General features: G+C 68.4%; 8 protein-coding genes. 4 read left to right on the top strand and 4 right to left on the bottom strand.

All coding sequences use genetic code 11. From position 1 onward, the window contains the following. Positions 1–323: 323 nt before the first annotated feature. Positions 324–2,426: a capsule polysaccharide biogenesis protein gene (locus tag LRH25_RS31025; RefSeq protein WP_231013147.1), complete on the bottom strand. Its 2,103-nt coding sequence runs from the start codon at positions 2,424–2,426 to the stop codon at positions 324–326. 37 nt (positions 2,427–2,463) lie between these two features. Further along, a complete protein-coding gene (cysQ, locus tag LRH25_RS31020) occupies positions 2,464–3,252 on the bottom strand; it encodes a 3'(2'),5'-bisphosphate nucleotidase CysQ (RefSeq protein ID WP_141291934.1) in 789 nt (262 codons plus the stop codon). Positions 3,253–3,371: 119 nt separating this feature from the next. On the opposite strand from cysQ, the gene cysD reads away from it, so the two are divergent. From cysD to LRH25_RS31000, 4 genes are all read left to right on the top strand, one after another. Beyond that, positions 3,372–5,231: a sulfate adenylyltransferase subunit CysD gene (gene cysD / locus LRH25_RS32910; protein ID WP_310742454.1), complete on the top strand. Its 1,860-nt coding sequence runs from the start codon at positions 3,372–3,374 to the stop codon at positions 5,229–5,231. A 45-nt stretch (positions 5,232–5,276) separates the two neighbouring features. Next, positions 5,277–7,181 (top strand): sulfate adenylyltransferase subunit CysN, encoded by a 1,905-nt coding sequence (gene cysN / locus LRH25_RS31010; protein WP_141290682.1) that lies wholly within the window; start codon positions 5,277–5,279, stop codon positions 7,179–7,181. A 259-nt stretch (positions 7,182–7,440) separates the two neighbouring features. Next, positions 7,441–9,429 carry a DUF1800 domain-containing protein gene (locus tag LRH25_RS31005; RefSeq protein WP_231013146.1) on the top strand — a complete coding sequence of 663 codons (1,989 nt, stop codon included), beginning with the start codon at positions 7,441–7,443 and terminating at the stop codon, positions 9,427–9,429. A gap of 8 nt (positions 9,430–9,437) precedes the next feature. After that, complete coding sequence (locus LRH25_RS31000) at positions 9,438–10,982, top strand: DUF1501 domain-containing protein (protein WP_141289444.1); 1,545 nt, start codon at positions 9,438–9,440, stop codon at positions 10,980–10,982. Between the two features lie 28 nt (positions 10,983–11,010). On the opposite strand, the gene LRH25_RS30995 is transcribed toward LRH25_RS31000, so the two are convergent. Together LRH25_RS30995 and LRH25_RS30990 are read right to left on the bottom strand one after the other, a co-directional pair. Beyond that, complete coding sequence (locus LRH25_RS30995; protein ID WP_141289443.1) at positions 11,011–11,901, bottom strand: WcbI family polysaccharide biosynthesis putative acetyltransferase; 891 nt, start codon at positions 11,899–11,901, stop codon at positions 11,011–11,013. Then, positions 11,894–13,150: a hypothetical protein gene (locus LRH25_RS30990; RefSeq protein ID WP_141289442.1), complete on the bottom strand. Its 1,257-nt coding sequence runs from the start codon at positions 13,148–13,150 to the stop codon at positions 11,894–11,896. The genes LRH25_RS30995 and LRH25_RS30990 overlap by 8 nt, the downstream gene beginning before the upstream one ends. Between the last annotated feature and the right edge of the window lie 191 nt (positions 13,151–13,341).

Below are 13,341 nucleotides of genomic sequence, written 5' to 3'. Positions count from 1 at the left end.
GGAAAGGCCGCGTCAACGCAAAGCGACAAACATGCCCGACTGCCGGCTCAACCCACGGGATGATCCGCAGCAGACGCGAAAAACCTCACAAAACCCTTGCGAAGGGTCGACAAACCAAGGGAACACCCTCTAGTCAGCACTGATTGCAGTCTATGCGCGGCAAGTGGTGCTGACGATCCCTCAAATAGGTGTACCGGGACGCAAGCAATGCAAACTGTGTCAGAGCTTGACTTTCGTCCATGTCAGACAAATCCTGATTTCACCGATACCTTCATGGGGCTTATCGACACAAGCCGCGAGCTCGTGAAGGCTGCTGGCGAAATTCAGCTGTCTTTTGTGTCCGGCGGCGGCAGCGCCGGGCGCTGGCGCAGCGGCACCCCGCTGCGCCGCAGGGCGACCAGCCAGCGTAAGGCCAGGCGCAGGCCGCGCCGGCCCAGGCTGGGTGGGCCGGCCTGGGCCACGCTGCTGTCGCGCCAGTCCTGCAATTCCTGGGCAGCCGATTCCGGCGAAGCAAAGGCGCCGGAACGGCGGCTGACGTAGCGCGGATACAGGATCAGCACCGCGGCGGTCAGCTCATCCAGCGACAGCTGGCGCTCGCGCCGAGGCTGCGGCAGCCGGTCTTCGGTCAGGCCCCAGCCGGCGTAGAACGGGCAGCCCCATGTCACGACCGGCACCTCGCGCAGCAATGCCTCGAAACCCGCCAGCGAAGTGAGCACATGCAACTCATCGACCTGGCGCAGCAAGGTGTCCATCGGCGCCTGCGGCAGGATTTCGTCGCACCAACGCCTGGCCTCGCCCTCGCCATCGCCCTGGGCGCGCAGCTTGGCAACCACGTCCGGGTGCGGCTTGTAGACCAGCCAGGCCTGCGGTCGCTGCTCGCGCACCGCCTGCAACAGCCCCATGTTGGTGCGAATTCCGGGCGCACCATGGACGATGGCGGCGTCCGACTCGACCTGCCCGACCACCAGCACAACCCGCCGGCCCGCAGCGCCCGCGGGCCGGACCCAGCCCCCGCCGCCCAGGTTGTACTTGGTCAGGCCCAGCGCCAGCAACTGTGCGCGCAGCGCCGCGGCGCGCTCGCGCAGCGCCGGCGAGAAGCTGGCCTGGTTCAACCAGCGCTCCAGCGCCGACGGGCGGCTGCTGTCGTAATAGAGGCCCAGGTCGTCCAGCACCCAGGACAGCGGACGCACCAGGTCCGCACCCAGGCCGACCGAGCGCAGGAAACCATCCTCGACCCGGATCACGGCTGGCGCCGGCCGGCCGGGCGGCGGCGCCGGCAGTTCGCGCTGGCCCCAGACGACGACCGGCTCGCCACTGGCGACTGCCGCACCGGCACGCGTGAAGCTCAGTTCGCTGCCTGCCAGGAAGCGCCGCAGCACCGGCCGCTTCCAGCCGGAAAAGCCGACCGCGTGCAAGCGCGGCGGGAAACGCTCGCGCTCGGCCCGCTGCAGGCCCATCCAGGCCAGCAGGCGCTCGGGCTCGCAGCGGACGCCGGTTTCCGGGTCCAGGTAACGCGGGTAGTCGACCAGTGCGGCATGCACCAGCGCCGCGGTCTCGGCTGGCTGGCGCCGCGCCGGCACCGGCTGGTCATCGCCGGTCAGCCCCCAGCCGGCGTAAAACGGCAGGCCGAAGCAGCGCACCGGCCTGCCCCACAGCAAGGCCTCGAAACCCATTTGCGAGGTGACGACATACACCGCTGCGACCTGGCTCAGCAGCGCAGCCGGATGCAGCGACTCACCCAGCAGCGTGACGCGACTGCGCAGCGCAGCGCTCAAGGCCCCGAAGTGGCCACGCTTGCGGCCGGCCACCACGTCGGGGTGCACTTTCAGCAGGATGCGCGCATGTGGATGCTCATCCAGCGCCGCCTGCAGCATGCGCGTGAAACTGGCGGCGGACGCAGCGCCAAAGCCGATCGAGGCGTCGCCCGCCGTCTGGTCGACCACCAGCACCTCGCCGCCGTCCAGCCGCAAGCCGGCCGGCAAGGCTTCGCGGGCCTGGTTGTACTTGGAGACCCTTGCCGCCTGCCACTGGGCCTGCAGCGCCAGCGCGCGCGTGCGTTGCGCATCGTCCAGCGGCTGGCGGATCAGCCGCTCCAGCCTTGACGGTCCGCTGGCGTCGTAATAGATGCCTTCGTCGTCCAGCACCACAGACAGCGGAGGGTCGTCGGCACCCAGGCCGATCGACCGCACAAAGCCGTCTTCCAGCCACAACGGCGGCAGGCCGTGCGCCCGACCCCAGGCCAGCGCCCGCTCGGCACTGGGCTTGCGACCCCAGGCCAGCACGGCTTGCGCGCCGGCAGTGGCGGCCTGGCGCGGCGAGACCAGTTGCAGATCCGCGAGCAGCGCCGGCAGCGTGCTGACACCGGCCACGCCGCGACCGTGCAGCACGGCACAGCGCAGCGAAGCCAACCAGTCAGGCGAAGTCACACGAAAGGGCCCACCGCGAGGCGGGCCGCGGAAACGATCAGAACCCCGAGGCCGCGAAGTGCGGGTTGTCGAAGCCGGGCTTGCCGTAGCGCAGGTCGGCGCCATCGGCCACCACGGTGACGCGGCCCCCGGCGGCGCGCAGCACGGCGTCGCCTGCGGCAATGTCCCATTCCATCGTGCGGCCCAGGCGCGGGTACAGGTCGGCCTCGCCGGCAGCGACCAGGCACAGCTTCAGTGACGAGCCGGCGTTGGTGCGCGAGGCCACGGTGCGGCCGTTCAGGAAAGCGTCCAGCGCGGTTTCGTCGCCATGCGAGCGGCTGGCCACCACGGTCAGGCCTTCGGCCGGCACCGCGCGGGTCTTGATCTCGCGCTTGCCTTCGGCGTCTTCCAGCCAGGCACCCAGGCCGGCCGCGCCGGTGAACAGGCGGCCGGCAGCACCGCCGACAGCGGGCGCGAACACCAGACCCAGCACCGGCTTGCCGTTTTCGATCAGCGCGATGTTGACGGTGAACTCGCCGTTGCGGCTGATGAATTCCTTGGTGCCGTCCAGTGGGTCGACCAGGAAGAAGCGGTCGCTCACATCCGGGATCTTGCCGGCGGCCACGGCTTCTTCGGCAACGACCGGCACGCCTGGCGCGATTTTCGCGAGGCCGGCCAGGATGACGTCTTCCGCCTTCTGGTCGGCCTGGGTGACCGGCGACTCGTCGCCTTTCTTGGTCACATCGAAGTCGGTGGCATAGATGTCCATGATCACCTTGCCGGCGTCGCGGATGAGGGGCGTCAGTTGGGACAACAGGCCGGCGGCGTCAGCGGTAGCAATGCTCATGGAAGTTACTTTCAGATGAGGTTTTCAAATGAGGGATACGGCATTGTGCATGTCGAGTGGCAGAATAAACTCCCTAAAACATTTATTGACCTCAGTTCGTGCCCGCCTCCACCCCCGACATGCAACAACTGAACCTGCGCCGTCGCCGCGCGGTGCAGTTGCGGGTGGACGGCCGCAGCCTGGCACAGATCCGAACCGAGACCGGCCTCAGCGTGCCCACCATCATCAAGGCCTGCCAGGCCTTCACGGCGGGCGGCTGGGCGGCGATCGACGTCGGCGCCCGCGGCCGGCCCAAGGGCGATGGCCGGGTGCTGAGTCTGCAACAGGAAGAGGCACTGCGCACCGCCGCTTTGGGCCAGCCACCCGAAAAAGCCGGTAGCCCGTCACTGTTATGGGATGCCAATGCTGTGCAGGCGCTGGCCGGGCAGCGTTTTGGCGCCCAGTTGCAGCCGCGTGCGTTGGCCCGGCTGCTGGAGCGCTGGGGCCTGGCGATGCACCCGCTGCGCGAACTGGCTGCCCAAAGCGAAGCCGGCCGCGCCTGGGTGGCCGAGCAGTGGGATCCGGCCCTGCACGCCACCCGCAGCCGCCAGCGCCACCTGGCCTGGGCCGGCACGCTGAACCACCCGGACCGGCCGGCGCCCGGCGGCCTGATCGTCGCGATCTCGCCGCGTGGCACCTTGAGCTGGCTGCCGGTGACCAAGCTGGCCTCGGCCGACACCTACCTCGACTTTCTCGACCGGCTGCTGCGCGCCACGCCCGGCCACTGGACCGTCTACCTGCAAGGGCCCGACCTGAGCCGCGCACCGTCGGTCGCGGCCTGGCAGGCCGCGCATCAAGCCCGCCTGGCGCTGCACACCTGCCCGGTCGCACCGCAGGCCCGCAGCGCCGCCGAGGTGCCGCCGCGCGCAGCAGATGCTGAGCCGGCGGTCAGCAAACCCACGTCCGCGGCCCCAGCCGTGGCAACCAAGACCGCGGCCGCCTTCCTGGCGCCGCGCCCGCACCCAGCGATCCTTCCGGCCCGCCCGGCGGCGGCCGCTGTCCCTTCTCTCTTTTCCCAGCCCACCACGGATACCACCACCATGAGCTTGACCCATTTGCAGCGCCTGGAAGCCGAGAGCATCCACATCATGCGCGAGGTCGTCGCCGAGGCTGACAACCCGGTGATGCTTTACTCCGTTGGCAAGGACTCAGCGGTGATGCTGCACCTGGCCCGGAAGGCCTTCTACCCGGCCCCGCCGCCCTTCCCCCTGCTGCACGTGGACACCACCTGGAAGTTCCGGGCGATGTACGAGCTGCGCGACCGCATGTCCGCGGAAACCGGGATGGACCTGCTGGTCTATCACAACCCGGAAGCCATGGAGATGGGCATCAATCCCTTCACCCATGGCTCGTCCATCCACACCGACATGTGGAAGACGCAAGGCCTGAAGCAGGCGCTGGACAAGTACAACTTCGACGTGGCCTTCGGCGGCGCCCGCCGCGACGAAGAGAAGAGCCGTGCCAAGGAACGCATCTTCTCGTTCCGCTCGGCACAGCACCGCTGGGACCCGAAGAACCAGCGCCCGGAACTCTGGCGCCTGTACAACGGCCGCAAGCAGAAGGGCGAGTCGATCCGCTGCTTCCCGATCTCCAACTGGACCGAGCTGGACGTCTGGCAGTACATCTACATGGAGAACATCCCCATCGTGCCGCTGTACTTCGCGGCCAAGCGCCCGGTCGTGGAACGCGACGGCACGCTGATCATGGTGGACGACGACCGCTTCCCGCTGCGCGAAGGCGAAGTGCCGATGATGAAGAGCGTGCGCTTCCGCACGCTGGGCTGCTACCCGCTGTCGGGTGCCGTCGAATCCGAAGCCGCCACGCTGCCGGACGTCATCCAGGAAATGCTGCTGACCAAGACCTCGGAGCGTCAAGGCCGCATGATCGACCACGACAGCGCCGCGTCCATGGAAAAGAAGAAACAGGAAGGCTATTTCTAAGCCGCCGCCCGTTCTTCTTTACCGCACCAAATTCAAGGAATCACCATGGCCCACACCTCGGACCTGATCTCGGTCGACATCGAGAAGTACCTGAAGCAGCATGAGCAGAAGAGCCTGCTGCGCTTCATCACCTGCGGCTCGGTGGACGACGGCAAGTCGACCGTCATCGGCCGGCTGCTGTATGAGTCGAAGATGCTGTTCGAAGACCAGCTTGCCGCCATCGAGAACGACTCGAAGAAATGGGGCACGCAAGGCGGCGACATCGACTTCGCGCTGCTGGTCGACGGCCTGGCCGCCGAACGCGAGCAAGGCATCACGATCGACGTGGCCTACCGCTTCTTCTCGACCGACCGCCGCAAGTTCATCGTCGCCGACACCCCCGGCCACGAGCAGTACACCCGCAACATGATCACCGGCGCCTCAACCGCCGACGTGGCCGTGATCCTGGTCGACTCGCGCAAGGGCATCCTGACGCAGACCCGCCGCCACTCGTACCTGGTCAGCCTGATCGGCATCCGCAAGGTGGTGCTGGCGATCAACAAGCTGGACCTGGTCGACTACTCCGAGAAGGTCTTCAAGCAGATCGACGAGGAATACCGCGAGTTCGCCAAGCAGATCGGCCTGAACGACATCACCTCGATCCCCTTGTCTGGCCTGAAGGGCGACAACATGATCGTCGCCAGCGAGAAGACGCCCTGGTACCACGGCCCGACGCTGCTGGGCTTCCTGGAAACCTGCGAAATCGACGAGGAGCGCCTGCAGAAGGAACCGTTCCGCATGCCGGTGCAGTGGGTCAACCGGCCGAACCTGGACTTCCGCGGCTTCGCCGGCGTCATCACCGGCGGCATGATCAAGCCGGGCGACCGCATCCGCGCCCAGCCTTCGGGCAAGGAAAGCAAGGTCCAGCGCATCGTCACGATGAACGGCGACCTGCCGCTGGCCGTGGCCGGCCAGTCCGTCACGCTGACGCTGGAAGACGAGATCGACATCTCGCGTGGCGACGTGATCTCGACCGCCGAGTCTCCCGCCGAAGTGGCCGACCAGTTCGAAGCCACCATCGTCTGGATGACCGACGAGCCGATGCTGCCGGGCCGGCCCTACCTGCTGAAGATCGGCACCCAGCTGGTGACGGCCACCGTCACCGAGCCGAAGTACAAGGTCAACGTCAACACGATGGAGCACCTGGCCGCCAAGCAGTTGGAGGTCAACGAGATTGGCGTGGTGAACTTGGCGCTGGACCGCCCGATTGCCTTCGATCCGTACACCGCCAACCGCGACACCGGCGGCTTCATCCTGATCAACCGCCTGACCAACAACACGGTCGGCGCGGGCATGCTGCACTTCGCGCTGCGCCGCTCGCACAACATCCACATGCAGGCCGTGGACGTGGACAAGGCTGCGCGCGCCACCGCCAAGGGCCAGAAGCCGGGCGTGCTGTGGTTCACCGGCCTGTCGGGCGCCGGCAAGTCGACGATTGCCAACCTGGTCGAGAAGAAGCTGCACGCGATGGGCCGCCACACCTATCTGCTGGACGGCGACAACATCCGCCACGGCCTGAACAAGGACCTGGGCTTCACCGAGGCTGACCGCGTGGAGAACATCCGCCGCGTCTCCGAAGTGGCGCGCCTGATGGTCGATTCCGGCCTGATCGTGCTGACCGCCTTCATCTCGCCGTTCAAGTCCGAACGTGCAATGGCCCGCGGCCTGCTGGGCGAAGGTGAGTTCATCGAGATCCACGTCGACACGCCGCTGAACGTGGCCGAGGACCGCGACGTCAAGGGCCTGTACAAGAAGGCCCGCCGCGGCGAGATCGCCAACTTCACCGGCATCAGCTCGCCATACGAAGTGCCGGAGAACCCGGAAATGCGCGTCAACACCGCCGTCATCAGCGCCGACCAGGCCGCCGACGAGATCATCGCCCGCCTGCGCACGCTGGGCATGATCGACTGAGACCCGCTGGCGGGCCTGCCCGCCACCGCTGCCAGGCACGGCCCCCGCGGCACGCCCTGACCCCGAAACCCCGCCCCGGCCCTGGCCGCGGCGGGGTTTTTTCATGCCAGTCCGTACCGGCCAACCGCGTGCAATCTGACCGCACCGGCCCGCTGTTGCCGCCCGCGGCACTTCAGTCACCGCCCTCCGCCGCCGAAACCACAAGGGTCGGGGGCCAGCCCATGTGTGCCCCCAGGTTCTTGTTACCCCGGGGTTTCTCATGGCCGGCACACTGCACCACCTTTCTTCCTCCCTGCGCCCCAGCGCCCCACCGTGGCGCTGGACCCTGATGGCCACCGTGTGTGCCGTGCTGACCGCCTGCGGCGGCGGCGGTGACGCCGGCACCGGCACCGCAACCGCCAGCAGCGGCGGCGAAGCCAGCGCCGGCACGTCGACGCCCACCGAGCCGACCCCTGCGCCGACCACGGGCACAGACACCGGCAACGTGGCCACCGGCGACACGTCCGGCACGACGACGACCACCGAGACCACCACCCCCGACACCCCGGTCGACACCGCGGCCCAGGACAACCAGGTCAGCGAAGCCGCCGCCGCCACGGCCACGCCCTACAGCGGCCCGGCGACCCGCCCGCAGGCTTTTCGCCTGCTGACCCAGGCCAGCTTCGGCCCGACCGACGCCGACCTCAGCCGCGCGATGAGCATTGGCCAGGCCGCCTGGCTGGACGAGCAGCTGGCCAAGCCGGTGCGCGCCGCCCACACCACGCGCTGGGCCAGCGACAACACCAGCATCCAGGCCGCCAACGCCAAGAGCACCGCCAGCAACCCGACCATTGCCGCGTCCTTCTACACGGCCGCGCTGAAGAACGACGACCAGCTGCGCCAGCGCGTGGCGTTTGCACTGTCGGAGATCTTCGTCGTCTCGATGCAGGAGCTGAGCGCCGGCCGTTCGCAGGCCGTGGCCAGCTGGCTGGACATGCTCAACCGGGACGCGCTGGGCAACTTCCGCACGCTGCTGGACGACGTCGCCCTGCACCCCGCGATGGGCCTGTACCTGTCGCACCTTGGCAGCCAGAAAGCCAACGCCAAGACCGGCAGCACGCCGGACCAGAACTTCGGCCGCGAACTGATGCAGCTATTCTCCATCGGCCTGCTGCAGCTGAACCTGGACGGCACGCCCAAGCTGGACGCCAACGGCCGCGCCATCGAGACCTACAACACCGACGACATCCTCGGCATGTCGGCCGTGTTCACCGGCTACAACTGGGCCGCCACCGATCCGAACGCCTTCGGCCCTTATGCCTCCGGCGTCACGCTGTCGCCCAACCGGCTGATCCTGCCGATGCAGGCCTACGCCAGCCAGCACTCGACGGTTGAGAAGCGCATCCTGGGCAGCGTCATTGCCGCGCAGGCCACGCCTGACATGGCCGCCGACCGCAAGGCCGCACTGGACACGCTGTTCAACCATCCCAACGTGGCACCGTTCATCGGCCGCCAGCTGATCCAGCGCCTGGTCACCAGCCACCCCAGCACCGCCTACGTGCAGCGCGTGGCCAAGGTCTTCACGAACAACGGCGCTGGCGTGCGCGGCGACCTGAAGGCCGTCGTGCGCGCCATCCTGATCGACGACGAAGCCCGCTCCGTCACGCTGGCTGGCGGCGACGCCTACGGCAAGCTGCGCGAGCCGGTGCTGCGCCTGACGGCGCTGCTGCGCGCCTACCCGACCAGGTCCTTGAGCGGCCTGATGCAGACCGGCGCCTGGGACGATCCGGCCGCGACCATCGGCCAGGTGCCGCTGCAGGCGCCTTCTGTCTTCAACTTCTACCGGCCAGGCTATGTGCCGCCAGGCGGCGAAGCAGCCCAGCGCAGCCTGACGCTGCCGGAAATGCAGGCCACGACCGAAACCAGCGTGGCCGGCTATGCCACCGCGATGATGAACATCCTGGCCAACGGCGCCGGCGTGAAGGTAACCGTCGGCACGACCACCGGCCTGGACGTGCAGACCGACTACAGCGCCGACGTGGCGCTGGCCGCCAACGCCGACACGCTGGCCCGCAAGGTCTGCGACCGGCTGATCACCGGCACGCCGCCGGCCGCACTGATCACCGGCATGACCGAGGCGATCAACTCGATTGCCATTCCCAAGGCCACCGCCAGCAATGCCGACAAGGTGGCGGCCGCCAAGCTCAACCGGGTGCGCGCTGCGCTGCTGCTGGCCGTGACCAGTCCCGAATTCATCGTCCAGAAGTGAGCCGCATCATGTCCTCGTCTTCCGCCAAATCCCCGCTGGACGCCCTGCCCCGCACCACCCGCCGCGAACTGCTCAAGCGCTTTGGCGCCATGGGCCTGGCCGGCTCCACCGCTGGCGGCCTGGGCCTGAACCTGGCCGCGATGAGCCAGGCCAGCGCCGCCGTCGGCAGCAGCTACCGCGCGCTGGTCTGCGTCTTCCTGTACGGCGGCAACGACGCCTACAACACCGTGCTGGCGACCGACAGCGCCTCCTGGGCCAATTACGCCGCCGCGCGAAGCGCGTCCAACAACGCACTGGTGCTGGGCGCCGCCGGCACGCCGGCCGACCCGACCAGCACCGCCGTGCACACCCGCCTGGGCGGTGTGCTGCCCATCAACCCGGTGCATGCGCAAGGCCGCACGCTGGCGCTGCACCCGGCGATGACCGAAGTGGCCGCGCTGTTCAACAAGGGCCGTGCCGGCGTGGTCGCCAATGTCGGCCCGCTGGTCGCACCGCTGACCAAGGCCCAGTACATGGCCGGCACCGGCCAGAAGCCGGTCAAGCTGTTCTCGCACAACGACCAGCAAAGCACCTGGCAGTCGCTGGCCACCGAAGGCGCCACCGCCGGCTGGGGCGGCCGCATGGCCGACCAGCTGCTGAGCGGCAACGGCAACTCGATGTTCACCGCCACGTCCATCTACGGCAACGCCGTGTGGCTGGCCGGCCAGCAGGCCCGCGCCTACCAGCTCTCGCAGGGCGGCGCGATCCGCATCGGCAGCAGCTCGGGCGCCGCCTTCGGCTCGACCACGGTGCAACAGAAACTGGTGTCGCTGATGAGCAGCAGCCGCAACAACTCGGTGCTGGAGCGCGAATATGCCGCGGTCGTGGGCCGCTCGGCCACCGCCGAAGGCACGCTGCGCAACGCCCTGCCGGCGATGGACGCCGGCCCCTGGGGCAGCGGCACCAACCAGGCCACCGACGCGCTGCTGATGCATGCCAACCCCAGCACCGGCGCGATGGCCGTGAACCCGCTGGCGCAGCAGCTGCAGGCCGTGGCCCGCATGATCGCCGCGCGGCAGACGCTGGGCGTCTCGCGCCAGGTCTTCTTTGTCGGCATCGGCGGCTTCGACACCCACGACACCCAGCCCGACCGCCACGCGCTTGCGCTGGCCCGCCTCTCGCACGGCCTGGGCTATTTCGACAAGGCGCTGCAAGCCATGGGCGTGGACGACGGCGTGACCACCTTCACTGCCAGCGACTTCGGCCGCAACCTGAGCAGCAACGGCGACGGCGTGGACCACGGCTGGGGCGCGCATCACTTCGTGATGGGCGGCGCGGTGCGCGGTGGCGATGTCTACGGCACGCTGCCGGTCTACGGCAAGTCCAGCGGCAACGGCGTGTTCGACAGCCCGGACCAACTCAGCCAGGGCGCCCTGCTGCCCTCGATGCCGGTGGAGCGCTACGCCGCCACCATGGGCCGCTGGCTGGGCCTGAGCGACGCCCAGTTGCTGGACATGCTGCCGCGCCTGGGCAACTGGTCCGCAGCGGACCGCACGCTGGGCTTCCTGGGCTGAACTTCACGGTGCCGCGCCGACGTCCGCTTCAGCGGATGCGGGCGTTCTTCAGCACCTCGGCGCGCTGGTCGTAGAGGCGGTAGAAGCCTTCGATCAGCGCTGCCAGCGCGTACTCGTGTGGCCCTTTGAAGCCGATGATGCGCCCGCCTTCTTCCTGGACAGCCAGGCCACGGTAGTGGTCGGGTCCATCGAATCCGGGCGCCTGGCTGGCGCGCACAAACGGATTCACCGGCAGGCGGAACTGGCCCAGCGGCTCGGCTGCGCCAGGCCCGACACCATCCACCGCCAGGCCTTCCAGTTTCAGCACCCGGGTCGCCAGTTCCAGCAGCAGTTGCCGCGTGGGATGGTTCATCGTGTGGAACAGCCGGCTGCGCAGCACGTGCTCGCGCAGGTAGTCCAGGATCTTCACGTCTGCCGTGGCTTCGCGCCGCTCCAGCTCCGGCCATGGGGCCTCGGCGGCGTCGGCAAAGCGCTTGCCGTGCAGCGCCACGTCCAGGCATCGCTGCTCGCATTCGGCCACCGACTGCCCGGACTTCCAGCCCTCGAAGATGAACCGGTGGTGGTAGTCCCCCAGCGGACCATGCAGCGCACCGCCGGTGCTGGGGCGGATGTAGGTCAGCTCCGGGTTGTAGCCGGCGTAATAGAGGTTGATCCAGCTGCGCAGCTTGCCCCCGTACCTGGCCTGCAAGGCGCTGGTGGTGACGAACCCGCAGGGGTAGCCGTCGGCCACCTGCTGCGCCAGGATCAGGTCCGCAGCCTCGAACTCGGGCGTGTAGACCGACTCGTCGGCATCTTTCAGCAAGTGCACCACGGCCACGCTGTGCACCGTGACCCGGCTGCTCAGCTGCCCCAGGTACTGGGCCAGCGGCCTGGCCTGGCAGTTGCCGACGACGGCAATCTTCAGCTCGGCATCAGGCATAACGGCCTCCGTCGATGCGCGCCAGGTTCTCCATCTCGCCCAGCCGGCTCACGGCCCAGTTGGCGTCCAGCCGCCGCTCGGGCAGGAAACCGTCATTGCACTTCTGTCGCACGCCCAGCAAGGTGTTGAGGTGGTTGCCGTAGTAGACCGCCGCGCAGCCGTGTGTGCGATGCACATGGTGGGTCAGCGGCAGGCCATAGCAGCCGCAGGACGCAAAGAAGAGGTCGAACTCGTGGCGGGCAAAGGCCTCATCCACCTGCTGCTTCAGGCGCTCGAAGCTGTCGTGCCAGCCGGCATCCGGGCGCTGCGGGTAGACCGACATCGGCGCCGGCAGCGTCTGCAGCGCGAAGTCGGGGATGGGCAGGTCCTTGTAGAGGCCAAACAGCCTGCCGCTGTCCCGCAGGCCGGCGATCTCGTCAGCAAAGGGCGTGACAAACAGCAGCTTGCGGCCAGCCAGCATGGCGTAGAAGCGGTCCGGCGCAGGAAAGCGCACCGGGCCGGCGACGCGGCCATCGCGCTGCCAGAGGTGGGCCTGCACCGGCCAGAAGTTTGGGTACGCGCCGGGATAGGGGAACAGGTGATCGGCCCCGCCGAGTGCGGCCAGGTAGGTCTCGCACCACGGCGCCAGCGAGCGCCAGGGCTGGTCCAGGTCGGCGTAGAAGCCGGCGTTGGTCATCAGGGCGCGCAGGTTGAAGGCCAGGTCATCGGCGCTCAGCCAACGGCCCAGCTTGCGCGGCGCGTACATGCTGTTCGCGTCGTCCAGCCCGGCCTGCACGGTTTGCAATGCCTCGCGCAGTTCGGGCTGGCGCTCGATCCAGTTCTGGATCACGCGAAGCTCGACATTGCCGTAGCGGGCGTAGAAGCGCGGTTCCCAGCGCTCGGTCGCCGGCATGGGCACTTCGAAAAAAGCCTCGGTGCGCAACTGGCGCTTTCGCACGATGTGGGTGTAGAGCACCACCAGGTCCTGCAGCCAATGCTGCAAGGCCGGCTCGGCGGCCGTGCCACGCGCCAGTGCAGCGCGCAGGTCCTGCTGCAAGGGCTCGTTGGACATCAGCGCACGCGGTGGCTCGGCCGCTGGGCTGGCGCGCATCAGCGCGTCCATGCCCGCTTCCAGCCGGGTTTCGAGCGCCTTGCCTTGCAGCACCTGCTCGCGCCACAGCGCGGCGGCGTTCAGGCAGCTCAGCGGGCCGGCCTCGTAGGAGTCGGCCTCGATGCGGTCGTCGAAGCCCAGCGAAATCAACAAGCTCATGCGGAAAGGCGGCTGCGCCCCATGCGCGGCGGATCAACCCTCACCCTAACACGCGGCCAGCGGCGCGCGCCGGGCCCGGCGCCTCTTTGCACGCCTCGGATGCTCGGGCTCAATAGTCGGCCCTGCAAAATCCATTTCAAGCGCAGCGACAGCAGTCATTTGATTCCTTGAGCCGCAGCGGTCACGTTGCA

Origin of the sequence: Ideonella azotifigens (assembly GCF_021043325.1) — a bacterium.
GTDB lineage: Bacteria > Pseudomonadota > Gammaproteobacteria > Burkholderiales > Burkholderiaceae_C > Ideonella > Ideonella azotifigens.
The sequence above is the reverse complement of the archived record's forward strand: the minus strand, read 5'-3'. Positions and strand labels throughout refer to the sequence as shown.

Bases quoted from the DNA above. Each gene is read 5' to 3' on its own strand.
- cysQ (WP_141291934.1), bottom strand. From the start codon at position 3,252: ATGAGCATTGCTACCGCTGACGCCGCCGGCCTGTTGTCCCAACTGACG.
- cysD (WP_310742454.1), top strand. From the start codon at position 3,372: ATGCAACAACTGAACCTGCGCCGTCGCCGCGCGGTGCAGTTGCGGGTG.
- cysN (WP_141290682.1), top strand. From the start codon at position 5,277: ATGGCCCACACCTCGGACCTGATCTCGGTCGACATCGAGAAGTACCTG.
- LRH25_RS30990 (WP_141289442.1), bottom strand. From the start codon at position 13,150: ATGAGCTTGTTGATTTCGCTGGGCTTCGACGACCGCATCGAGGCCGAC.
- LRH25_RS31000 (WP_141289444.1), top strand. From the start codon at position 9,438: ATGTCCTCGTCTTCCGCCAAATCCCCGCTGGACGCCCTGCCCCGCACC.
- LRH25_RS30995 (WP_141289443.1), bottom strand. From the start codon at position 11,901: ATGCCTGATGCCGAGCTGAAGATTGCCGTCGTCGGCAACTGCCAGGCC.
- LRH25_RS31005 (WP_231013146.1), top strand. From the start codon at position 7,441: ATGGCCGGCACACTGCACCACCTTTCTTCCTCCCTGCGCCCCAGCGCC.